This window comes from Streptomyces malachitofuscus (assembly GCF_055571035.1).
On sequence record NZ_JBVIGA010000009.1, the window covers coordinates 151,010 to 173,321 of the forward strand.

Consider the following 22,312-nt stretch of genomic DNA (forward strand, 5'->3'; position numbering starts at 1 on the left):
ACGAGGCGGGCCTGATGCGAATCCCCCGAGAGGGGGCGGTCGGGACGGGCGGCGGGGCGCCCCCGGCATTCACGTGGCGAACAACCGCACGGCCCACCCCGCGTGTGCCTCCGCTCCGGTCTCCAGCAGGGGTGCGGACGCCGCGGGCAACGCGTCGGGCCCCTCGCCGGCCACCCTCCGCGCCGCCCCGACCGCGCGCGGCACCACCGCGTCCACCTCCGGCGCCAGCCGCGCCGACACCGCCGTCGCCTCGAAGGGATCGAGCCCCAGCAGCCGCACCGTCGCCGAAACCGGCCCGCTGACGCTCTCGTACGCCGCGCAGTACGCCGCGTCCGCGGGTCCCAGCCCCGCGGCCCGCGCGGCGACCCCCAGGACCACCGGTTGGTGCGCGCCCTTGGGGAACCGCCCGGCGAGCGCGTCGAGTTCGGCGGACGGCCAGGCCACCCGCGCCGCCCTCAGCAGTTGCCGTCCCAGCCTGCGCGCGGCTCTCCGCAGCGCGGGCGAGGGGGTGCGGGCGTCGGCCGCCGCGTCCAGTTCTCCCGGGTCGGCGCCCAGTGCCGCGGCCGCCGCGACCGCCGCCGCCACGAGCCCCGTGGTGTGCAGCCGCCCCCGGCAGAAGTCCTCCAGGCTCGCGGCCCCCGTGACCCGTCCCGCGTGGACCGCCGCCTCCGCTCCGCCGGAGTGCGCATGTCCTCCGGCGGGGAACCGGCCGTCGGCCAGGACGAGCAGTGCTGCCCGGGACATCAGAAGAGGAAGTAACGCTGAGCCATGGGCAGCTCGGCCGCCGGGGCCGCCTCGACCAGCTCCCCGTCGATGTGCACGGCGAAGCTGTCCGGGTCGATGCGCACGTGCGGCATGGCGTCGTTCTCCCTCATGTGCGCCTTGGTCACCCTGCGGGTGGAATCGATGGCCACGAAGCGTTTTCCCAGCCCCAGCCGTCCGGGCAGGCCTGCCTCGACTGCCGCCTCCGCCACGAAGTTGACCGAGTTGGCGGCGGGCGCGCGCCCGACCGCCCCGTACATCGGGCGCGGCAGGACCGGCTGCGGGGTCGGGATGGAGGCGTTGGCGTCGCCCATCTGCGCGTAGGCGATCTGTCCGCCCTTGATGACGAGGTGCGGCTTCACCCCGAAGAACGCCGGTTCCCAGAGCACGAGGTCGGCCAGTTTGCCGCTCTCCACGGAGCCGATCTCCCCGGCCAGGCCCTGGGCGAGTGCCGGATTGATCGTGTACTTGGCGACATAGCGACGCACACGGTGGTTGTCGGCGCGGCCGTCGCCCGGCAGTGCGCCACGCCGCCGCTTCATCACGTGGGCCGTCTGCCAGGTCCTCATGACGACCTCACCGACCCGTCCCATCGCCTGGGAGTCGGAGGAGATGATCGAGATGGCGCCCAGGTCGTGCAGCACGTCCTCGGCGCCGATGGTCGACGGCCGGATGCGGGACTCGGCGAACGCGAGGTCCTCCGGCACGGCCGGGTTGAGGTGGTGGCACACCATCAGCATGTCGAGGTGCTCCTCGACGGTGTTGACGGTGAACGGCCGGGTGGGGTTGGTGGAGCTGGGCAGGACGTGCGGTTCGCAGACCACGGTCATGATGTCCGGGGCGTGCCCGCCGCCGGCGCCCTCGGTGTGGTAGGCGTGGATGCCTCGCCCGGCGATCGCGGCGAGTGTGTCGCCCACGAATCCCGCTTCGTTGAGGGTGTCCGTGTGGATGGCGACCTGCACGCCGGTCTGCCCGGCGACGGTGAGCGCGGCGTCGATGGCGGCCGGGGTGGACCCCCAGTCCTCGTGCAGTTTGAGTCCGACGGCGCCGCCGCTGATCTGGGAGAGCATCGCCTCCCGGGAGACGGTGTTGCCCTTGCCGAGCAGTCCGATGTTGAGCGGGTACGCCTCCATCGCCTCGAGCATCCGCGCCAGGTGCCAGGGGCCGGGCGTGACGGTGGTCGCCTTGGAACCCTCGGCCGGTCCGGTGCCGCCGCCGACCAGGGTGGTGACGCCGGAGGCCAGCGCCTCGTCGGCGATCTGCGGGCAGATGAAGTGGACGTGCGCGTCGACGGCGCCGGCGGTCAGGATCCGCCCGTTGCCGGCGATGATCTCGGTCTCCGGACCGATGACCAGGGCCGGATGGACGCCGTCCATGGTGTCGGGGTTGCCCGCCTTGCCGATGCCGGTGATACGGCCGTCGCGGATGCCGATGTCGGCCTTGACCACGCCCCAGTGGTCGACGACGACGGCACCGGTGACGACCGTGTCCGGGGCGCCGTCCGCACGCGTGGCGGTGGCCTGCCCCATGGACTCGCGGATGACCTTCCCGCCGCCGAACACGGCCTCGTTCCCGGCGAGTCCGGGGCCGCCGGAGCGGTCCTCCTCGATCTCGATCAGCAGGTCGGTGTCGGCCAGCCGGACACGGTCACCGGTGGTGGGACCGTACAGGTCGGCGTAGGCGGCGCGGGAGAGCTCAGGCATCGAGGGCGCCCCCGGTCCGTCCCCGCAGGCCGGGCACGACGCGGGCTCCGGCGAGCGGCACCAGCTCCACCTCGGCGGGGATGCCGGGTTCGAACCGTACCGCCGTGCCGGCGGCGATGTTCAGCCGCTTGCCGTGAGCGGCCGGGCGGTCGAACTCCAGGCCGGGATTGGTCTCGGCGAAGTGGTAGTGGGAGCCGACCTGTACGGGCCGGTCGGCGGCGTTGAGGACGGTCAGCCGGGTGACCTCCCGGCCCTCGTTGTAGACGATCGGGTCCTCGGCGTACAGGATCTCTCCGGGAATCACGGCGGCCGCTCCCCGCTCAGACGATCGGGTCGTGGACGGTGACGAGCTTGGTGCCGTCCGGGAAGGTGGCCTCCACCTGGACGTCGTGGATCATCTCCGGAATGCCCTCCATGACGTCGTCCCGGGTGAGCAGTCGCCGCCCGGAGGCCATGAGTTCGGCGACCGTGCGGCCGTCCCGGGCACCCTCCAGGACGTGCGAGGTGATGAGGGCGACCGCCTCGGGGTGGTTCAGCCGCAGCCCCCGGGCACGCCGCTTGTCCGCCACATCGGCCGCGACGTGGATCAGCAGCCTCTCCTGCTCGTGCGGGGTCAGTTGCACGGCGCCCACCTCAGTCCTCGTTCCGGGCCGTGCGGGGCCCGGTGACCGCGGCCGCCGGGGGCTCCTCTCCCGGTGGCGTGGTCCGGGAGGCTAGCCGGACGGCGTTTCGGGGACGTTAACCGTGCGGTGAGCCGGCGTCAGGAGTGCGGGCCGGGAGAGTTTATGGCCATCATGGCCCGCAGCCCGTCACCCATGGTCCGTTCAGGGAGCCCGCCGAACAGGGCGATCTGGGCCGCGAAGCCCTGCACGACCGCGATCATGGTGCGCGCCACGGCGTCGGTGTCCGCGTCGGCGGGCAACAGGCCGGCGTCCTGGTAGCTCTCGGTCACCTTCCCCAGGGCGGCGCGGACCTTCCCGTATCCGTCGCCCAGCACGGCCGCCAGCTCGGCGTTGCGCGTGGTCTCCGTCCACACCTGGAGCATCAGTCGCGGGAACATCCACTCCCCGCCGTCCAGGGTCGCCGGCCGCTGCTCCCTCATCCGGGCCAGGGCGCGCGGGATGAGCACGTCGGGGGTGGGCGGCGGGCTCTCCCGGGCGGCCTCCTCGAGGATGCCGCGCACCGTGTCGAGCACCTCGGTCACGATCGCGGCGATCAGTTCCTCCTTCCCGCCGAAGTACCGGTAGACGGCACCGGCCGAGAGGTCCACCTCCTTGAGCACGTCCTGCATCGAGGTGGCGTGGAAGCCGTTGCGGGCGAAGCAGGAAGCGGCGCCGTCGAGGATCTGCCGGCGGCGGGCGTCGAGGTGTTCCTGGGATACGCGGGCCATGGACGCAATCTAAAACGAACATTCCTTCTTGACAAGGAGAGGGGACGGCGGGACGGTGGTGGCGAACCTAAAACGAACGATCCTTCTTTTTAGCGGGAGCCCTCATGTCCCCCTCATCACTGCCGCCGCACCGCCGCCTCACCGCCGTGGTGCTGCTGATCCCCGCCTTGGTGGCCCTGGCGCTCTGGGCCTTCGCCTGGCCCGCGGCCCGCACGGCACCGCGCGACCTCCCGCTCGGCGTCGCCGGCCCCACCGCCGCGGCCGCGCCGGTGGAGCGGCAGCTGGAACAGCGCGAGGGCGCCTTCGACGTCCGGCGCTACACCGACGAGACGGCCGCCCGCGCCGCCGTCGAGGAGCGCGAGGTGTACGGGGCGGTCGTCGTGACCGAGCAGGGCCCGAAGCTGCTGACCGCGTCCGCGGCGAGCCCCGCCGTTGCCCAGCTGCTGGAGCAGGCCGTGGCCCACCGGGCTGACGGCTCCGGCGCCCGGGTCACGACCGAGGACGTGGTGCCGGCCGCCGAAGCGGATCCGCGGGGCGCGGTGCTCAACACCAGCGTGCTGCCGCTGGCCCTGGCCGGGATCGGCGCGGGCGCCGCGGTCACGCTGCTGGGGCTGCGCGGTCCCCGCGCGGCGGCCGCGCTGACCGGTTCGGCCGTCCTGGTCGGCGCGGTGGCGGCGGGCCTGTCCCAGAGCTGGCTGGAGGCCGTGCCGGGGAACTGGTGGGCGGTGGCCGGGACGTTCGCGCTCGCCGCGCTGGCGATGAGCGCGGCGGTGGCCGCACTGGCCGCGCTGCTCGGGCGGCCCGGCATCACCCTCGGTGCCGTGGTGATCATGCTGCTCGGCAACCCGTTCTCCGGCGCCGCCTCGGCGCCGGAGATGCTGCCTGAACCGGCCGGGGCCCTCGGCCAGTGGCTGCCGCCGGGTGCGGGCGTGTCGCTGCTGCGCTCGGTGTCCTTCTTCGAGGGCGCGGCCGCCGCCGGCCCGGCACTGACGCTGGTCTGGTGGGCGGCGCTGGGTCTGGGCGCCGTACTCCTCGACGCCGGGCTGAAGGAGCGCGCGAAGCCCGCCGCCGAGCGGGCGCCGGCCCCCGTCGGCTGAGACCGCGCCCCACGACGGCCGCTCCCCGGCCGTCACCGAAGCGACCGCGCACCCCCGCTGTGGCGGACGGGGGTGCGCGGTCCTGTCGTCGGGCCCGCGAGAGCTACGAGGTGGCGGTTCCCCGGTGCTCGGCCGCGATGCCGAACCGCTGCCGTTCGCCGGAAGCGGACGCCACCTGGCGCACGCCTGCCACCGTACTGATCACACGCTCCTCCGCGGCCTCCCGGTGCTCCTCGAGCTCTTCGAGTCGTCGCAGGTCATCGGCGGATACGAGGGCGACCAGGGGCTTGCCGTGCCGGGTCACGACGACACGTTCACCGCCGTACACCACGCGGTTGATCAGGTCGGCCAGCTCAGCCCTGGCTTGGGTCACCGGAATCTCGTAGGCCATGCGTCCATCATAACGTCATGTACGTCCTGTACATTTTTTACAGAGACCGCCAGACAGGAGGGGCCCTCATGACCCGACCGTCCGCCCGCTACGTCCTGCCCGAATTCACCGAACGCACGGCATCCGGGCAACGGACGACGGATCCCTACGCGAAGCTGCTCGAGGAGCGGATCGTCCTCCTCGGGACACAGATCGACGAGACCTCCGCGAACGACGTGATGGCCCAGCTCATGTACCTGGAGCACCACGCCCCCGACCGGGACGTCTCGCTGTACATCAACTCCCCGGGCGGCTCCTTCCACGCCATGTCGGCGATCCACGACACGCTGCGCTACATCACCTGTGACGTGGAGACGATCTGCCTGGGCCGGGCCGAGGGAGCCGCCGCGCTGCTGCTCGCGGCCGGCACCCCGGGCAAACGGTTCGTGCTGCCCGGCTCACGTCTGGTGCTCCGTCAGCCCGCCCTGGTGGAGCCGGTCGAGGGACAGACCAGCGATCTGGCGATCCAGGCCGAGGAGTTGACCCGGATCCGGGCGCGCATGGAAGAGATGCTCGTGCGGCACACGGGCCGCACCGAGGAACAGGTCCGGGCCGACATCGAGCGGGACAAGGTCCTCGACGCGCAGGGCGCCGTCGACCACGGCCTGGCGGACCGGATCGTGCCCCACCGCAGGGGCGTCCACCCGGCCACCGGCGCGAGGTGAGCCGCGGATGCTGCCTCCGGAACTGCCTCCCCTGCCCGCGCTGACCCGCGCGGAGGCCGAGTTGATCGACCGTTACCTGGAGGTCGTCGATCTGCTCGGCCGGGTCAACCCCGCCCTGGGAGGTGACACCTACGGCGGACTGCGCGCCGCCCAGGCGCTGGTCGGCAAGGCCGTCGCGCTGCGCGACGCGCTGACCCTGATGCACCGGCGCGGCGAGAGCGAGATGCACTCCGAGACCCTGGCCCGCGCGCTGCGGGTGCTGGACGGCGAGCGGCGCACGGCCCGGGTCACGCTGCCGCCGCAGTCCGGGAGTTGACGCCCACGACTCCCGGACGGCGCTCCGCGGGGCGGCGTGCTCGGCCAGGAGTTGAAACGGACCAAATGGCGTACCCCCGTCCGGCGTAGACGAACCTCCTGTTTTCGGGCGGTTCAAGTTGCGCAACGGGAGCGGCCCGAGCCCGGAATGGGACATTCCACCGCTGGTCCGGGGCTCCCCCGCGCCCTGGACGGCAGCTCGAACACGACAGTGTCCACCCGAACGGGTGAGTGGTGAGTAACAACACAAACCCCCCGTTCCGTTGTGTTTTCGATCCTGCCATGAGCCAAGATCCCTGACTGACGACAAGACCCCGCCGCCGCGGCGGGGCGATCCGGGCGGACGCCGAGTCCTGCCGCCGCCCGGATGACCGGTCGACAGGAGTGGATCGGCAGGAGTGGAGGACCCAAGCACGACGGGTCGCCGGAGCGTCCGTTCCGAGCAGCCCTTGGGGTGAAGCCGCACTCGTGCGGCCGGGCCACTTCGCCAGCCCGAATCCGACAGGTCATCCTTCACAGGCGGCTGACGAAGGGTTGCGCATGACTGCGCTCAATCGTGTCCCGTCTCTCATGGCCCGGGCCGGCACGGCCTCGGCACTCACCCTGGCCGCCGTGGGCGGGTCCCTCGTGGTTCCCGGAGCCGCCTCGGAGGCGGCTGCCGCGAGCACCGCCACCAAGGCGCTGCGTGTCGCCGCTTCCAAGAAGGGCGCGCCGTACCAGTGGGGCGCCGCGGGACCCCACCGGTTCGACTGCTCGGGACTGACGCTGTACTCGTTCAAGAAGGCGGGCAAGAAGCTGCCCCGCACCGCCGCCCAGCAGTACAACACGACCCGTCACATCTCGGCCGGCAGCCGCAAGGCCGGTGACCTGGTCTTCTTCCACTCGGGCGGTTACGTGTACCACGTCGGCATCTACGCGGGCAAGGGCAAGATCTGGCACGCCCCGAAGACCGGGGACGTGGTGCGTCTGCAGAAGATCTGGACCCGGAGCGTGTCGTACGGCCGGGTGAGCTGACCCCGCGGGGGTGGCGGCGCCCGAGGTGTGCCGCCGCCCCCGCGGGCCGGGCCCGTGCGGTCCTACGGCTCCTGCTGTCCCGCCGCCGTGACCGCTTCGGCGGCCTGGACGGTCCAGGTCCAGGGGAGTTCGACCGAGACGGTCTTGCCGCCCTCACGCGTGGGGCGGATTCTGAGTCTCCCCCCGCACTCCGCGGTCAGCCAGCGGATGATGACGAGCCCGCGCCCGTTGTCCTGCTGCACCGCTGCGGGCAGCCGTTTGGGGAATCGGGGGTGACTGTCCGTCACGCCGATGTGCACCCGTTCATCGCGGACCAGAACGACGTCCACCGTGAACGTGGGTGACTGCCCGAACGTGTGCTGCACCGCGTTGGTGGCGAGTTCGGAGACGATCAGCCGGACGGTGTCGGACAGTTCCGTGTCCGCCGGCATGCCCCATTCCACCAGTGTGCCCAGCACATGGGCCCGGGCGGCGGAGACCGAGGCGGGATCGCTCGGCAGAGTGACGGATGCTTCCAGATGGTCTGCCATGGCGACGTCGTCCCTTTCCCACGGGACCGCAGTCCGACACGGAGCGGTTGGTTCGAGTACGGTCCCGCACTGGTGCTTCGTCGCCAGAGTGCCATCACCGCACGGCACAGGGCGGCGATCCACCAAGATATGCATATATCTGTCGCTCGAAGCGGTGAACTCTACGACGGGAGACCGTATCCGGGCGGCTCGGAAGGAGTAAGGAGAAGCCCATGCAGCACGGTCCCGCGGTGCGCCGCCGCAAACTCGGCGCCGAATTGCGCGCGCTGCGCACCTCGGCGGGACTCACCAGCGGCGAGGCGGCGCGGCTGGCGGGGTGGCACCAGTCGAAGGTGAGCCGGATCGAGACCGGCACGAGCGGAGTGAAACCGGCCGATGTGCGGTTACTCCTCGACGTCTACGGCGTGGCCGATCCGCAGTTGCGGGAGTTGCTGCTGGTGCTGTCGGGCAGTGGCGACGGCGGCGGCCGGCACCACTGGTGGCACGCCTACCGCGGCGTACTGCCGCCCACCTACCGGGACTTCATCAGCCTGGAGTCGCAGGCGAGCGCGATGCGCACCCTCGAGACCACGGTGATCCCGGGGCTGTTGCAGACCCCGGAGTACGCGCGGGCGGTGACGAAGGCCGCCCTGGAGGGGGCGTCGGAGGAGCGGCTGGACGCCCTGGTGGAGGTGCGGCTGGCCCGCCAGGACGTTCTCCGCGCGGAGCCGCCCCTGGAGCTGAGCGCGGTGCTGGACGAGGCGGTGCTGCGCCGGGAGGTCGGCGGCCCCGGAGTGATGAGCCGGCAGCTGAACCGGCTGGTCGAGGCTGCCCGGCTGCCCCAAGTGCGGTTGCAGGTCCTGCCGTTCACGGCCGGGGCGCACATCGGCGTCACCGGCCCTTTCGTCATCTTTTCGTTTTCGCGCACTTCTGATCTCGATGTGGTTGTTCTCGACCACTTGACGAGTAGCCTCTATCTGGAGCGGAAAGAAGACCTCCGGGTCTACGTGGAGGCCTTCAACGCCCTTTCGATCCACGCCCTTTCACCCGAGGACTCGTTGGATTTCATCGCCGGCGCAGCAGCCGGCGCGTAAGGAGGCACGATGCCCGCACCGCCTCGGACCATCCCGTCCTGCCTCGCCCTGCAGGATGTGCGGTGGCTGCGCAGCAGCTACAGCACGGGTGCCAACAACTGCGTCGAGACCGCCCGGCCGGCCCCCGACCCCCTGGCCGGACTGCTCGCCGTGCGCGACTCCAAGGCCCCGGACGGGCCCGCGCTGCTCTTCTCCCCCGAGAGCTGGGCGGCGTTCGTGACCGCGGTCCGCTGACCGGGGCTCACTTCCACCGATCCGATACGTCAACCGTCATCGCGCGACGCACGGCCGTGCCACGCCGACTCATGGCCGCGTTTCGCCGATCACCCGTACAGCGCGTTCGATCTCTGCCCCGGACAGGTCCGCGCGGGCGGTCAGTCTGAGCCGTGAGATGCCGTCGGGCACGGAAGGAGGACGGAAGCAGCCCACGGACAGGCCGGCCGCCCGGCAGTCGGCCGCCCATCGCACGGCCTGCTCCGGGGAAGGGGCGCGCACGGAGACGACCGCGGCGTCCGGACGCACCGCTTCCAGTCCGGCGGCCGTCAGCCGGTCGTGCAGTTCGCGCGCGACCGCGCCCGCCCGCGCGGCCCGAGCGGGTTCGCGGCGCAGCAGTCGGAGCGCCGCCAGGGCCGCACCCGCCGCCGCCGGGGCGAGACCCGTGTCGAAGATGAACGTCCGTGCCGCGTTGACCAGATGCCCGATCACCCGGGCCGGACCGAGCACCGCTCCGCCCTGGCTGCCGAGCGACTTGGAGAGCGTCACCGTCACCACGACGTCGTCTGCTCCCGCGAGGCCCGCCGCGTGCGGGGCACCGCGTCCGCCGTCGCCGAGAACGCCGAGGCCGTGGGCGTCGTCCAGCACCAGGCCCGCGCCGTACTCCCGGCACGCCGCCGCCAGTCCCGCCAGCGGGGCCGCGTCGCCGTCCACCGAGAAGACCGTGTCGGACACCGCCACGGCGGGCCCGTCGTGCCCGTCCAGCGCCTTGCGCACGGCGTCGGGGTCGGAGTGCCCCGCGACCTGTGTCGTACCGCGGGCCAGCCGGCAGCCGTCGATCAGGGAGGCGTGGTTGCCCGCGTCGGAGACGATGAGGGAGCCGTGGGGGGCGAGCGCCGTGACGGCCGCGAGATTGGCCGCGTAGCCGGAGGAGAACACGAGAGCGGCCTCGAAGCCGCAGAAACCGGCCAGCTCCGCCTCCAGTTCCGCGTGGAGTTCCGTGGTGCCGGTGACGAGCCGGGAGCCGGTGGATCCGCCGCCCCAGGTCCGCGCGGCGCGCGCTGCGCCCTCGGTGACCTCTGGGTGCCGGGCCAGTCCGAGGTAGTCGTTGCTCGCCAGGTCGAGCAGCGGCGTGTCGGCGGCACGGGGACGCAGGGTGCGGACGAGTCCTGCCCGGCGGCGCAGTTCCGCCTGCTCGTCGATCCAGCCGAACGCCATGGCTCCTCCGGGGATTTTGTAGGCAGTGAACAGACACTAGCGGGAGGCCGGACGGGCCACTGTGTGGCAATACCCACACCGTCAAGCACCTCTGTTGTACGAACTCTCCTTGGCCCGAGCGGGTCGGGTAGGACAGGATCGGCTCTCATGGACCTGCTGAACACGCTGGTGGACAAGGGGCTTCGGCGCGAGACGCCGACCCGCGCGGAAGCACTGGCCGTCCTCGCGACGTCCGACGACGACCTGCTCGATGTGGTGGCCGCGGCCGGGAAGGTGCGCCGGCACTGGTTCGGCCGGCGCGTAAAACTGAACTATCTCGTCAACCTCAAGTCCGGCTTGTGTCCGGAGGACTGCTCGTACTGTTCCCAGCGGCTCGGCTCCAAGGCCGAAATCCTGAAGTACACCTGGCTCAAACCGGACCAGGCGTCCGAGGCGGCCGCCGCCGGCCTCGCGGGCGGTGCCAAGCGGGTGTGCCTGGTGGCCAGCGGCCGGGGTCCGACCGACCGTGACGTGGACCGGGTCTCCGACACCATCAAGGCGATCAAGGAGCAGAACGAGGGCGTGGAGGTGTGCGCCTGCCTGGGGCTGCTCTCCGACGGCCAGGCCGAGCGGCTGCGCGAGGCGGGCGCCGACGCCTACAACCACAACCTCAACACGTCGGAGTCGACGTACGGGGACATCACGACCACGCACACGTACGCCGACCGGGTGGACACGGTCCACAAGGCGCACGCGGCCGGGCTCTCCGCCTGCTCCGGACTGATCGCCGGCATGGGCGAGTCCGACGAGGACCTGGTCGACGTGGTCTTCGCGCTGCGCGAGCTGGACCCGGACTCGGTGCCGGTCAACTTCCTGATCCCGTTCGAGGGCACGCCGCTCGCCAAGGAGTGGAACCTGACGCCGCAGCGGTGCCTCAGGATCCTGGCGATGGTGCGGTTCGTCTGCCCGGACGTCGAGGTGCGGATCGCCGGCGGCCGCGAGGTCCATCTGCGCACGATGCAGCCGCTCGCGCTGCACCTTGCCAACTCGATCTTCCTCGGCGACTACCTCACCAGCGAGGGCCAGGCCGGCAAGGCGGACCTGGAGATGATCGCGGACGCAGGGTTCGAGGTGGAGGGCACCGACCGGGTGACGCTGCCCGAGCACCGGGCGGGCGGCGGCTGCGGGTCGCACGAGAGCCGCGGCTGCGGGTCCCACGAAGGCGGCGGGGCGTGTGGTGCGTCCGGCGCGGGCGCTGATGCGCGCGGGGGCGCGGCCGAGGAGCCGCGTCCCGATCTGGTCGCCGTGCGCCGCCGGGGTGCCGGAACGGATCTCGCCCCCAATGCCTGAGCCGTCCGTCGCGTCCGTCGCCGAACTGCTGGAGCTCGACCGGCGGCACGTCTGGCATCCGTACGGGCCCATGCCGGGCCGCCGGGAACCGCTCGTCGTGGAGTCGGCGAGCGGGGTCCGGCTGAGACTCGCCGACGGCTCGGGCGAACTGGTCGACGGCATGTCGTCCTGGTGGTCGGCGATCCACGGCTACAACCACCCGGTGCTCAACGAGGCCGCGCACGGTCAGCTGGAGCGGATGAGCCATGTGATGTTCGGCGGGCTCACGCACGAGCCCGCCGTGCGGCTGGCGAAGCTCCTTGTCGACATGTCGCCGGACGGTCTGGAGCATGTCTTCCTCGCCGACTCCGGATCGGTGTCGGTCGAGGTCGCGGTGAAGATGTGCCTGCAGTACTGGCGCTCGCTGGGCCGGCCGGAGAAGCGGCGGCTGCTGACCTGGCGGGGCGGCTACCACGGTGACACCTGGCAGCCGATGTCGGTGTGCGATCCCGACGGCGGGATGCACGAGCTGTGGTCCGGCGTGCTGCCGCGCCAGCTCTTCGCCGACGCCCCGCCGGACGGGTACGAGGAGTCCTACGCCGACCATCTGCGCGCGATGGTCGAACGGCACGCGGGGGAACTCGCCGCGGTGATCGTGGAGCCGGTGGTGCAGGGCGCGGGCGGAATGCGGTTCCACTCCCCCGCGTACCTGCGGGTGCTGCGCGAGGCGTGCGACGCGCACGACGTGCTTCTGGTGTTCGACGAGATCGCGACCGGGTTCGGACGCACGGGGGCGCTGTTCGCGGCGGAGCACGCGGCGGTCGCGCCGGATGTGATGTGCGTGGGCAAGGCGCTGACCGGCGGCTATCTGACCATGGCGGCAACCCTGTGCACCGCGCGGGTGGCCGAGGGCATCTCGCGCGGGGAGGTGCCCGTGCTGGCGCACGGCCCGACCTTCATGGCCAATCCGCTGGCCTCCGCCGTGGCCTGCGCCTCCATCGGGCTGCTGCTCGGGCAGGACTGGCTCGCGGAGGTCAAGCGGATCGAGACGGGCCTGCGGGAAGGGCTGGCCCCGGCGGCCGGGCTGCCCGGGGTGCGGGACGTACGGGTGCTCGGAGCCATCGGGGTCGTCCAGCTCGATCACGCCGTCGACATGGAGGCGGCCACCCGGGCGGCGGTGCGTGAAGGGGTGTGGCTGCGGCCGTTCCGCGACCTGATCTACACCATGCCGCCTTATGTCACGGGCGACGCGGACGTGGCGCGCATCGCCCGCGCGGTGTGCGCGGCGGCGAAGGAGGGATGACATGCCGGTGATGGTGATCACGGGCACGGGCACCGAGGTCGGCAAGACGGTGGTGACGGCGGCGGTCGCCGCGACGGCGCTGGCGGCCGGCCGGTCGGTGGCCGTGCTGAAGGCGGCGCAGACGGGTGTGCGGCCGGACGAGCCGGGGGACGCCGAGGAGGTCGCACGGCTCGCCGGTGCGGTGACCACGGCGGAACTCGCGCGATTCCCGGATCCGTTGGCCCCGGCCACGGCCGCCCGCCGGGCCGGCCGGACCCCCGTGCATCCGCACGAGGTGGCGGAACGGGCCGCCAAGCTGGCCACCGAGCACGATCTGGTGCTGGTGGAGGGCGCGGGCGGACTGCTCGTACGGTTCGACGCGGCGGGCGGGACGCTGGCGGACGCGGCGGCGCTGCTGTCGGCACCGGTGCTGGTGGTGGCGCCGGCGGGGCTCGGCACCCTGAACGCGACCGAGCTGACGGCACGGGAGCTGCGCGGGCGCGGGCTCGACCTGACGGGCGTGGTGATCGGCAGCTGGCCCGACGAGCCCGATCTGGCGGCGCGCTGCAATCTGCTGGACCTGCCGGACGTGGCCGGTGCCCCGCTGCTGGGTGCCGTGCCGGCCGGTGCGGGCGCCCTCGCCCCCGCCCGGTTCCGGACGTCGGCACCGCACTGGCTGGCGCCCCGTCTCGAGGGGACCTGGGACACGGAGGTGTTCCTGACCCGCGAGACACCCTGACGGCGGCGGGGCCCGGGCCGGCTCTCGCACGCCGGCCGCGCGGCGCGCGGTCCACGGGGCCTCGGCAGGTGCCCCGGCCGAGGCCCCGCCGACGCTCCCACAAGCCCGCGGACCGCCGCAGGACCCCGCGCGCAAAGCCCGCTCCCCCGAACGCCCGCGCCGCGCACGCGATCCGCGCAGCGCCCAGCACCCTGCCCGCGCCGAGAGAGCTCCACGCCAGCCCCGCCGCCGGAGCCACGCACCCAGATCCCGTCGGCCGGCAGGAGGACCCGACCCGGGAAACCCGCTCCCGCCGAAGCCCTACACCGAGGCCCGCGCGGCGCACGCGATCCGCGCAGCGCCCAGCACCTTGCCCTCGCGGAGAAGTCCAGGCCGCCACACCCACGGCACCGCCGCCGGGGCCGACTTCGCGAGCCTGTCGGCCGGTGGGACCGGAGTCCTCGCCGGCCGGCGTGATCCGTGGGGTGCGCGGGCGGGCGGCGGCGGGGATTTGGCGGACGGGAGCAGGGGGAGAATCGCCGTAGGCCCGTCCCTGGGGAGGTCCTCATGCCGCTGCCATCCGCCCGCTCCGCGCAGGTCGCGCGGGACCCCGTACATCACCCGGTGTTCGCCCGCTACTACGCCCGGGCCAGTGTCGCCGCCGAGACCCGCGCGGGGATGGCGCGCGTGCGGGACAGGCTGCTCGGCGGGCTGTCCGGGCGGGTGCTCGAGGTCGGCGCGGGCAACGGTCTGAACTTCGCGCATTACCCGGGCGCCGTCTCGGAGGTCGTCGCCATCGAACCGGAGCGGGCTCTGCGCACGCTGGCCGTGGAGGCCGCCCTGCGCGCCCAGGTGCCGGTGGACGTCGCGCCGGGTGTGGCGGAGGCGCTGCCGGTCAAGAGCGAGGCGTTCGACGCCGTGGTGCTGTCGCTGGTGCTGTGCAGTGTGCGGGACGTACCGAGGGCGCTGGCGGAGGCGCAGCGGGTGCTGCGGCCGGGCGGCGAGCTGCGGTTCTTCGAGCACGGCCGGGGCGGCGGCCGGGCCATGCGCCTCACCCAGCGGGCGCTGGACCGCACGGTGTGGCCGCCGCTGGCCGGGGGCTGCCACCTGGCGCGGGACCCGGTCGGGGCACTGCGGGAGGCGGGCTTCGAACTCGGCCCGTACCGGCGGGTGATGGTCCCGGAGAAGGGGCCGGTGCTGCCCGCCTCGTACTGTGTCACGGGGACCGCGTGGCGGCCGGTGGGCGATGCCGCGACCGGCGGGAGCTGATCACTCGCCCCAACGGCGCAGCTCCGCCGCGATGTCGTCCACCGTCGCCTCGCCGCTCTTGACCAGCCGGGCCAGATCGCGCACCTGTTCCGGCGAGGTGGCGACCTTCAGACCGCTGGCGACCAGATAGGCGTACGCGACGGCGGAGGCGAACAGGGCGTTGGAGCGTTCCAGCGCGGGGACGTGGATCAGCAGCTGGAGGAGCGCGGCCGCGCGGGTGTGGGGGCTGTCGTAGACGGGGACGTCGAAGATCTCGGCCTCATGGCGTGCGACGGCGGCGACGAGGGCACCCCAGTCGGTGACCCTGGGGTCCCCGGGAGTCCGCTGCTCGGCGAGCATGAGCAGCCACGCGAGGTCGATGCGCAGGTTGTCCAACGGCTCAGCGACAGCCTTCGCGCGATGTCGCCCGAGCGGGCGGTCCCGCGTCGAACTCCTCGGCGAAGACGCTCTCGTACTGCTTCATGAAGTCGGCGGCGGCATCCACGAAGGCGCGGCCCGCCTCGCCGGTGTCCTGCCGGACCAGTTCCTCGATGTAGCGGTTGACGCTCATCCCCCGCGCCAGGGCACGCTCCCGCGCCGCGCGGGCAGTACCCTCGTCCACGCGTACGTTCAGCTGGGTCTTGGCCATACCTCGAAGCTAGCGCCGCGACGCTAGCACCGGCAAGTGCGAGCACGGGGACCGAGAAACGTGCCCCTTACATCGGTTTCCGGCACCAGACCTGGGATGGAGGAGACCCCGCACCCTGGGGGGATACCGACTGTGGGGCGGGTCACACTACCCTCGGCGCGACCGGCACGACCGGACGTCCACTCGGAGGAGGCGGCCTTGTCCACACCTGCTGCGGAGCACGCCCCCGGCCTCGCGTCGGCCGACGGGATCGCGGCCCGCGCCCGCGGTCTGACCAAGGCGTACGGCTCGGGCGAGACGGCCGTGCTCGCCCTCGACTCGGTGGACGTGGACATCGCGCGCGGCCGGTTCACGGCCGTCATGGGACCGTCGGGATCGGGCAAGTCCACGCTGATGCACTGCCTGGCGGGGCTCGACACCGTGTCCGCCGGGCAGGTGTGGCTGGGAGACACCGAGATCACGGGACTGAAGGACCGTGAACTGACCCGGCTGCGACGGGACCGGATCGGGTTCATGTTCCAGTCGTTCAACCTCATCCCGACCCTCAACGCGCGGGAGAACATCACCCTGCCCATGGACATCGCGGGCCAGAAGCCGGACGAGAAGTGGCTGGAGGAGGTCATCGACACGCTGGGCCTGCGCGACCGGCTGCGGCACCGGCCCGCTCAGCTGTCGGGCGGGCAGCAGCAGCGGGTGGCCTGCGCGCGTGCGCTGGCCTCCCGGCCGGAGCTGATCTTCGCGGACGAGCCGACCGGCAACCTCGACTCCCGCGCGGGTCTGGAGGTGCTCGGCTTTCTGCGCGAGGCCGTGGACTCGCTCGGACAGACCGTCGTGATGGTCACGCACGACCCGGGCGCCGCGGCCCACTCCGACCTCGTGCTGTTCCTCGCGGACGGCCGGATCGTGGACGAGATGCGCCGGCCGACGGCGGAGTCGGTGTTGGAGCGGATGAAACGCTTCGACGTGATCCGCGCACCGTCGGACGACGGCGGCGGGGGCAGCGGGGGCGACGCGGACCTGACGACGTCCGGCGAGGACTGAGACCGTGCTGAAGACGACGCTCAGGAGCTTCCTCGCGCACAAGGGGCGGCTGCTGCTGTCCGCGCTGGCCGTCGTGCTGTCCGTGGCGTTCGTCGCGGGCAGCCTGATCTTCTCCGACACGGTCTCCCGCACCTTCGACCGGCTGTTCGCCTCCACGTCCGCCGATGTGACCGTGGCGCCCCGGGAGGACCTGGAGTCCTCGGTGCCCACGGGCGCCGTCCCGACGGTCCCGGCCTCCCTGGCCGAGCAGCTGACCGGCGTCGAGGGCGTCGAGTCGGCGCACCCGGACGTCGAGGTCGACAACATCACGGTCGTCGACAGCGACAACGAGTCGGTGGGGCCGACCACCGGCGCCCCCACCCTCGCCGTGGACTGGCACGTCACCGAGCGCAGCGTCGTCGAACTGACCTCCGGCCGCGCACCGCGCGGCACCGGCGAGGCCGTCCTGGACGCGGACACCGCCGACACCAAGGGCGTGGAGATCGGCGACACCCTGTCGGTGCAGGCCCAGCCCGGCACCTTCCGGGTGGAGATCGTCGGCATCGCCACGTTCAGGACGACCAACCCGGGCGCGGCGCTCGTCTTCCTCGACCCGGCCGTCGCCGCCACCGAGCTGCTGGGCTCGGCGAACCGGGCGACCGCCGTCTCGGTCACCGCCGCGCCGGGCGTCTCCGACGAGCAGCTGAAGCAGCGGATCACCGCCGAACTGGGCGCCGGCGCCTACGAGGTGCGGACGGCCGACGAGACGGCGAAGACGGCCGCCGACGAACTCGGCGGGTTCCTCGACGTGATCAAGTACGTCATGCTCGGTTTCGCCGGGATCGCCGTCCTGGTGGGTGTTTTTCTGATCGTCAACACCTTCTCGATGCTGATCGCCCAGCGCACCCGCGAACTCGGCCTGCTCCGGGCGCTGGGCGCCGACCGCAGGCAGGTGCGCCGGTCCGTGCTCACCGAGGCGGTGCTGCTCGGTCTGGTCGGCTCGACGCTGGGTCTGGCGGCCGGCATCGGTCTCGCCTTCGGCCTGATCCGGCTCATGGGCGCCTTCGGCATGAATCTGAAGACCACGGAGATGGTGGTCGGCTGGGCCACGCCGGTCACGGCGTACGCCGTCGGCGTGGGCGTCACCTTCGTCGCCGCGTATCTCCCGGCCCGCCGCGCGGCGGGCGTGTCCCCGATGGCCGCGCTGGCCGACGCGGAGATGGCCGGTGTGGGGCGGCCGCTGCGGGCGCGGGCGGTGACGGGGTCCGTGGTGGGGGCGCTCGGCGCCGCCGCGCTGATGGGCTGTGTGCTGGCCGGCGAGACCGCCTCCGCGGCCTCGCTGCTGGGACTCGGAGTCGTGCTCACACTGGTCGCGACCGTCATCGCGGGTCCGCTGCTGGTGCGGCCGGTGATCCGGGTGCTCGGTGCGGCCTTCCCCGCGCTGTTCGGCTCGGTCGGCCGGATGAGCCAGCGCAACGCCCTGCGCAATCCGCGCCGCACCGGCGCCACGGCCGCCGCGCTGATGGTCGGGCTCGCCCTGGTGGGCGGGATGTCGGTGGCCAGCGCCTCGATGTCCCGGTCCTTCGACGAGCAGATCGACAAGACGCTCGGCGCCGACTTCGTGATCCAGAACGCCAACTTCCTGCCGTTCTCCCAGGAGATCACCGACCGGGTGCGGGACACCGAGGGCGTGGGCCTGGTCGTGCGCCAGCGGTTCGCTCCGGTGGCGGTACGGCTGCCGGACGGCGAACGGATCGAGACCACCGCGGCCGGGTACGACGACCGGGTGGACGACGTCGCGCGGGTGACGTACACGGCCGGCGACACGGCGGCCGCCCTGGCGGACGGCAGCATCGCCATGGACGCCGGCTTCGCCGAGGAGCACGACGTCCGCATGGGCAGCACGATCCCGGTCGAGTTCCCCGGCGGCAGGAGCACCGAGCTGACGGTGGCCGCCCTCACGGATGTCGAGGGCGGCGAGGGCTTCGGGATGCAGGGCGGTCTGGTCTTCGGCATCGCGACGGTCGAGGAGTACGTGCCGGGCGGGCAGGACATCGCGCTGTACGTCAACGGGGCCGACGGGACGAGCGTGGACGACCTGCGCGAGCGGCTGGACACGACGCTCGAGCCGTACCCGCAGGTGCAGGCCCGCGACCAGGCCGACTACAAGGAGCTGGTGCACGACCAGATCGCCGTCCTGCTGTACCTCGTCTACGCCCTGCTGGGGCTGGCGATCATCATCGCGGTGCTGGGCGTGGTGAACACCCTCGCGCTGTCGGTGGTGGAGCGCACGCGCGAGATCGGTCTGCTGCGGGCGATCGGCCTGTCCCGGCGGCAGCTGCGGCGGATGATCCGGCTGGAGTCGGTGGTGATCGCGGTCTTCGGCGCGGTACTGGGGCTCGCGCTGGGGCTGGTGTGGGGCCTGTGCATCCAGCAGGTCCTGGCCCTCCAGGGCATGACCGCTCTCGCGATCCCCTGGGGAACGGTCGTGGCGGTCGTGATCGGGGCGGCCGTGGTGGGCATCGCGGCGGCCCTGCTGCCCGCGCTGCGGGCCTCGCGGATGAACGTGCTGGAGGCCATCGCACACGAGTGAGCCGCAGCCGGTCGTCCGGATCGTGGAATTCCGGGCCGTCCGTGGTACGGCGTGCTGGGATCGCCGCATGACCGAACCACGTGTACGGGCCGCCGGGCCCGAGGACCTCGACACCGTGCTGGCCTTCTGGAAGACGGCCGCCGAAGGCACGAGCATCAGCGACGACCGCACCGGTGTGGATCGGCTGGTCACCCGCGACCCCGAGGCACTGATTCTGGCGGAGCTCGACGGAGAGCTCGTCGGTACGGTGATCGCGGGCTTCGACGGCTGGCGGTGCCATCTGTACCGGCTGGCCGTGCACCCGGACCGCCGCCGGCGGGGCATCGCGACCGCGCTGCTGACCGCCGCGGAGGAGAGGTTCGTACGGCTGGGCGGGCGCCGCGCGGACGCGATGGTGCTGCAGCGCAACGAGACGGCACACTTCGCGTGGACGGCCGCGGGATACGGGCCGGAGGAGCGCTGGCGGCGCTGGGTGAAGCCGCTCACCGGCTGATCCACAGCCTCTCGGCCATCCTTTGCCGATCCTTTACCCTGGGAGGGCCACTCGGTCCTCCATGAAAGGTTGTGTGCCTCCGCCCATGGGCGAGCCCCCCGGTCCGCGACACCGCGCATCCGTCCCCGTCCTGCCCGACCATGGGACAGAGGTGACCCGATGACCGAAGTGCTCCTCCTTCTGGCGGCGATCCTGCTCTCGCTCGCCTGCGGCGCGTTCGTCGCGGCCGAGTTCTCCCTCACCACCGTCGAGCGGGCCGAGCTGGAGCGGGCGGTCGAACGCGGCGAGCGGGGCGCGGCGGGCGCGCTCAAAGCCGTACGGAACCTGACGTTCCAGCTCTCCGGCGCGCAGCTCGGCATCACGGTGACCAACCTGGTGGTCGGCATGCTCGCCGAGCCGTCGATCGCCGCGCTGATCTCCGGCCCGCTGCAGGATCTCGGCGCCTCCCACGCGATGGCGCGCTCCCTGGCGCTGGTGATCGGCACGGGCCTGTCGACGGTGTTCCTGATGGTGGTGGGCGAGTTGGTGCCCAAGAACTGGGCGATCTCCTCGCCGCTGGCCGTGGCCAAGCGGGTCGGCAACGCGCAGCGCTGGTTCAGCGCCGCGTTCCGCCCGTTCATCACTCATCTGAACAACACGGCCAACCGCATCGTGCGCCGCATCGGCCTGGAGCCCGCCGAGGAGCTGGAGTCCGCGCGCGGGCCCCAGGAACTGGCGGCGCTCGCCCGGCACTCCGCCAAGGAGGGCGCGCTGGAGCCGGACACCGCCGAGCTGTTCGTCCGCACGCTGAACCTCGCCGACCTCACCGCGGAGAACGTGATGACCCCGCGCGTCCAGGTCATCGCCCTGGACGCGCAGGCGACGTGCGAGGACGTCGCCAACGTGACCCGGGCGACCGGGCTGTCCCGGTTCCCCGTGTACCGCGAGACCCTCGACGCCGTCGTCGGCACCGCACATGTCAAGGACGTTCTGGCGCTGCCCGCGGAGCGCCGTGCGCGGGTGCCCGTGTCGGAGCTGATGCGCGAACCGCTGCTGGTCCCCGGATCGCTCACCGTCGACCGGCTGCTGGACCGGCTCTCCGGCCGGCGCACCATGGCCGTGGTGATCGACGAGTACGGCGGCACGGCGGGCGTGGCCACCCTGGAGGACATCGTCGAGGAGGTCGTCGGCGAGGTCCGCGACGAGCACGACCCGCACGAGACCCCCGATCTGGACCGGGCCGGCACCGACGAGGACGGCCGGACGCTGTTCTCGGCCGACGGCTTTGCCCGAGTGGACCAGCTCGCCCGGGTCGGCATGCGCGTGCCGGAAGGGCCCTACGAGACCCTCGCCGGGCTCGTGGCCGCCTCGCTCGGCCGGATCCCGGAGGCCGGCGACACCCTCGAGGTCGCCGGCTGGCGGGTGGACGTGGTGGACGCCACCGGCCGCCGCGCGGCGCGCGTCCTGCTGCACGCGCCGGCCGGCGACAGGGCCGTGACGGAAGGACGGCCGGCCACGGGGACCACCGACGACAAGGGGGCGCGGCGATGACCGTCGTACAGCTGCTGATCGGTCTGGCGACACTGGTCGTCAACGCCTTCTTCGTGGGTGCCGAGTTCGCACTGATCTCGGTCCGCCGCAGCCAGATCGAGCCGTACGTCGACCGGGGCGACCGGCGCGCCAGGAGCGTGCTCTGGGGCCTCGAGCACGTGTCGGCGCTGATGGCGGCGGCGCAGCTCGGCATCACGCTGTGCACGCTGATCCTCGGCATCGTCGCCGAGCCGGCGATCGCCCATCTGCTGGAGCCGGTGTTCCACGCGGTCGGGGTCCCGAAGGGCGCGGGGCACGTGGTGTCCTTCGTGATCGCGCTGACACTGGCGACGTATCTGCACATGCTGCTCGGTGAGATGGTGCCGAAGAACGTCGCGCTCGCCGAGCCGGTGCGCAGCGCCCTGCTGCTGGGTCCGCCCCTGGTCGCCCTCTCCCGCGCGCTGCGCCCGGTGATCTTCACGATCAACGCCTTCGCCAACATGCTGCTGAGGCTGCTGCGGGTCGAGACCCGTGACGAGGTCGTCGCCTCCTTCTCGGACGCCGAACTGGCCCAGATCGTGAAGGACTCGGGCGAAGCCGGCCTGATCGACGACCGCGCGCAGGAGCGGCTGCACGACGCGCTGGAGCTGGGCCGTCGGCCGGTGCGGGACGTGGTGCTGCCGTTGGAGCGGGTGGTCTACGCGCGCGTCGGCGTCACCGCGGAGGGCCTGGAGCGGCTGTCGGCGGAGTCCGGGTTCTCCCGGTTCCCGGTGGTGGACGAGCAGCGCCGGATCGTCGGCTACCTGCATGTGAAGGACGCCCTGGACGCCTCACCGCGCGACATGCCGTTCCGGCTGACGGAGATGCGGCCCATCGCGCGGGTGCGGGAGAACACGCCGATGGACGACGTCCTCACCGCCATGCGCGGCAGCCGTACGCACCTGGCGGCCGTGCTCGGGGCGGACGGCCGGCTGGCCGGGCTGGTGACGATGGAGGACGTCCTGCAGGAGCTGTTCGGACAGCGTGCCGAGCGCGGCTGAGGCCGACCGACCGACGGGTATGTGCCACGGGATACCATCTGT

Annotated in this window: 25 protein-coding genes and 1 riboswitch; of the genes, 15 read left to right on the top strand and 10 right to left on the bottom strand. The window is 72.5% G+C overall.

Annotated features, from left to right (window positions below; all coding sequences use genetic code 11):
* Positions 1–69: 69 nt before the first annotated feature.
* From ACZ44S_RS15485 to ACZ44S_RS15505, 5 genes are all read right to left on the bottom strand, one after another.
* Positions 70–744, bottom strand: a complete 675-nt coding sequence (locus ACZ44S_RS15485; RefSeq protein ID WP_466928869.1) for an urease accessory protein UreF — start codon at positions 742–744, stop codon at positions 70–72.
* Entirely contained in the window at positions 744–2,465 is a 1,722-nt protein-coding gene (locus ACZ44S_RS15490) for an urease subunit alpha (protein ID WP_466928871.1), read from the bottom strand. The genes ACZ44S_RS15485 and ACZ44S_RS15490 overlap by 1 nt, the downstream gene beginning before the upstream one ends.
* A complete protein-coding gene (locus tag ACZ44S_RS15495; protein ID WP_466928873.1) occupies positions 2,458–2,769 on the bottom strand; it encodes an urease subunit beta in 312 nt (103 codons plus the stop codon). Before ACZ44S_RS15495 ends, ACZ44S_RS15490 begins: the two co-directional genes overlap by 8 nt.
* A 16-nt stretch (positions 2,770–2,785) precedes the next feature.
* Positions 2,786–3,088 (bottom strand): urease subunit gamma, encoded by a 303-nt coding sequence (locus ACZ44S_RS15500; protein WP_466928874.1) that lies wholly within the window; start codon positions 3,086–3,088, stop codon positions 2,786–2,788.
* Between the two features lie 137 nt (positions 3,089–3,225).
* A complete protein-coding gene (locus ACZ44S_RS15505) occupies positions 3,226–3,855 on the bottom strand; it encodes a TetR/AcrR family transcriptional regulator (RefSeq protein WP_466928876.1) in 630 nt (209 codons plus the stop codon).
* A gap of 104 nt (positions 3,856–3,959) precedes the next feature.
* On the opposite strand from ACZ44S_RS15505, the gene ACZ44S_RS15510 reads away from it, so the two are divergent.
* Positions 3,960–4,952 (top strand): ABC transporter permease, encoded by a 993-nt coding sequence (locus ACZ44S_RS15510; RefSeq protein ID WP_466928878.1) that lies wholly within the window; start codon positions 3,960–3,962, stop codon positions 4,950–4,952.
* A 103-nt stretch (positions 4,953–5,055) separates the two neighbouring features.
* On the opposite strand, the gene ACZ44S_RS15515 is transcribed toward ACZ44S_RS15510, so the two are convergent.
* Positions 5,056–5,343, bottom strand: coding sequence for a type II toxin-antitoxin system Phd/YefM family antitoxin (locus ACZ44S_RS15515; RefSeq protein WP_466928881.1), 288 nt, complete (start codon positions 5,341–5,343; stop codon positions 5,056–5,058).
* Positions 5,344–5,411: 68 nt separating this feature from the next.
* Between ACZ44S_RS15515 and ACZ44S_RS15520 the strand changes: the two genes are divergently transcribed.
* The 3 genes from ACZ44S_RS15520 (at position 5,412) to ACZ44S_RS15530 (ending at position 7,376) form a co-directional block, all read left to right on the top strand.
* Positions 5,412–6,047: an ATP-dependent Clp protease proteolytic subunit gene (locus ACZ44S_RS15520; RefSeq protein ID WP_466928883.1), complete on the top strand. Its 636-nt coding sequence runs from the start codon at positions 5,412–5,414 to the stop codon at positions 6,045–6,047.
* Between the two features lie 7 nt (positions 6,048–6,054).
* Positions 6,055–6,363: a hypothetical protein gene (locus tag ACZ44S_RS15525; RefSeq protein WP_466928886.1), complete on the top strand. Its 309-nt coding sequence runs from the start codon at positions 6,055–6,057 to the stop codon at positions 6,361–6,363.
* 346 nt (positions 6,364–6,709) lie between these two features.
* A riboswitch (cyclic di-AMP (ydaO/yuaA leader) is annotated at positions 6,710–6,899 on the top strand.
* A 3-nt stretch (positions 6,900–6,902) separates the two neighbouring features.
* A complete protein-coding gene (locus ACZ44S_RS15530) occupies positions 6,903–7,376 on the top strand; it encodes a C40 family peptidase (RefSeq protein ID WP_190163625.1) in 474 nt (157 codons plus the stop codon).
* A gap of 62 nt (positions 7,377–7,438) precedes the next feature.
* On the opposite strand, the gene ACZ44S_RS15535 is transcribed toward ACZ44S_RS15530, so the two are convergent.
* Positions 7,439–7,906, bottom strand: a complete 468-nt coding sequence (locus ACZ44S_RS15535) for an ATP-binding protein (protein ID WP_466928888.1) — start codon at positions 7,904–7,906, stop codon at positions 7,439–7,441.
* 212 nt (positions 7,907–8,118) lie between these two features.
* Between ACZ44S_RS15535 and ACZ44S_RS15540 the strand changes: the two genes are divergently transcribed.
* Complete coding sequence (locus tag ACZ44S_RS15540; RefSeq protein ID WP_466928890.1) at positions 8,119–8,979, top strand: helix-turn-helix domain-containing protein; 861 nt, start codon at positions 8,119–8,121, stop codon at positions 8,977–8,979.
* A 9-nt stretch (positions 8,980–8,988) separates the two neighbouring features.
* Positions 8,989–9,213, top strand: a complete 225-nt coding sequence (locus ACZ44S_RS15545) for a DUF397 domain-containing protein (RefSeq protein ID WP_466928892.1) — start codon at positions 8,989–8,991, stop codon at positions 9,211–9,213.
* Between the two features lie 69 nt (positions 9,214–9,282).
* Here the strand turns inward: ACZ44S_RS15545 and ACZ44S_RS15550 are convergent, their stop codons facing one another.
* Positions 9,283–10,410: an 8-amino-7-oxononanoate synthase gene (locus tag ACZ44S_RS15550; protein WP_466928895.1), complete on the bottom strand. Its 1,128-nt coding sequence runs from the start codon at positions 10,408–10,410 to the stop codon at positions 9,283–9,285.
* A 147-nt stretch (positions 10,411–10,557) separates the two neighbouring features.
* On the opposite strand from ACZ44S_RS15550, the gene bioB reads away from it, so the two are divergent.
* The 4 genes from bioB to ACZ44S_RS15570 all read left to right on the top strand — a co-directional run bounded on the left by bioB (position 10,558) and on the right by ACZ44S_RS15570 (position 14,987).
* Positions 10,558–11,739 (top strand): biotin synthase BioB, encoded by a 1,182-nt coding sequence (gene bioB / locus ACZ44S_RS15555; RefSeq protein ID WP_466928898.1) that lies wholly within the window; start codon positions 10,558–10,560, stop codon positions 11,737–11,739.
* Positions 11,732–13,021 (top strand): adenosylmethionine--8-amino-7-oxononanoate transaminase, encoded by a 1,290-nt coding sequence (locus ACZ44S_RS15560; protein ID WP_466928901.1) that lies wholly within the window; start codon positions 11,732–11,734, stop codon positions 13,019–13,021. Before bioB ends, ACZ44S_RS15560 begins: the two co-directional genes overlap by 8 nt.
* A 1-nt stretch (position 13,022) precedes the next feature.
* Positions 13,023–13,739, top strand: a complete 717-nt coding sequence (gene bioD, locus ACZ44S_RS15565) for a dethiobiotin synthase (protein WP_466928904.1) — start codon at positions 13,023–13,025, stop codon at positions 13,737–13,739.
* Positions 13,740–14,285: 546 nt separating this feature from the next.
* Positions 14,286–14,987: a class I SAM-dependent methyltransferase gene (locus ACZ44S_RS15570; RefSeq protein WP_466928907.1), complete on the top strand. Its 702-nt coding sequence runs from the start codon at positions 14,286–14,288 to the stop codon at positions 14,985–14,987.
* Here the strand turns inward: ACZ44S_RS15570 and ACZ44S_RS15575 are convergent, their stop codons facing one another.
* The gene (locus ACZ44S_RS15575; protein ID WP_466928910.1) at positions 14,988–15,362 is read right to left on the bottom strand and encodes a fic family toxin-antitoxin system, toxin component; all 375 of its coding nucleotides are present in this window, start codon (positions 15,360–15,362) and stop codon (positions 14,988–14,990) included.
* A 4-nt stretch (positions 15,363–15,366) separates the two neighbouring features.
* Positions 15,367–15,615: a toxin-antitoxin system HicB family antitoxin gene (locus ACZ44S_RS15580; RefSeq protein ID WP_466928913.1), complete on the bottom strand. Its 249-nt coding sequence runs from the start codon at positions 15,613–15,615 to the stop codon at positions 15,367–15,369.
* A 198-nt stretch (positions 15,616–15,813) separates the two neighbouring features.
* On the opposite strand from ACZ44S_RS15580, the gene ACZ44S_RS15585 reads away from it, so the two are divergent.
* The 5 genes from ACZ44S_RS15585 (at position 15,814) to ACZ44S_RS15605 (ending at position 22,270) form a co-directional block, all read left to right on the top strand.
* Positions 15,814–16,656 (top strand): ABC transporter ATP-binding protein, encoded by an 843-nt coding sequence (locus tag ACZ44S_RS15585; RefSeq protein WP_466928916.1) that lies wholly within the window; start codon positions 15,814–15,816, stop codon positions 16,654–16,656.
* A 4-nt stretch (positions 16,657–16,660) separates the two neighbouring features.
* Complete coding sequence (locus tag ACZ44S_RS15590) at positions 16,661–19,228, top strand: FtsX-like permease family protein (RefSeq protein WP_466928919.1); 2,568 nt, start codon at positions 16,661–16,663, stop codon at positions 19,226–19,228.
* A 67-nt stretch (positions 19,229–19,295) separates the two neighbouring features.
* Entirely contained in the window at positions 19,296–19,721 is a 426-nt protein-coding gene (locus tag ACZ44S_RS15595) for a GNAT family N-acetyltransferase (RefSeq protein ID WP_466928922.1), read from the top strand.
* Between the two features lie 159 nt (positions 19,722–19,880).
* Positions 19,881–21,251, top strand: coding sequence for a hemolysin family protein (locus ACZ44S_RS15600; RefSeq protein ID WP_466928924.1), 1,371 nt, complete (start codon positions 19,881–19,883; stop codon positions 21,249–21,251).
* The gene (locus ACZ44S_RS15605) at positions 21,248–22,270 is read left to right on the top strand and encodes a hemolysin family protein (protein WP_466928927.1); all 1,023 of its coding nucleotides are present in this window, start codon (positions 21,248–21,250) and stop codon (positions 22,268–22,270) included. The genes ACZ44S_RS15600 and ACZ44S_RS15605 overlap by 4 nt, the downstream gene beginning before the upstream one ends.
* Positions 22,271–22,312: the final 42 nt, after the last annotated feature.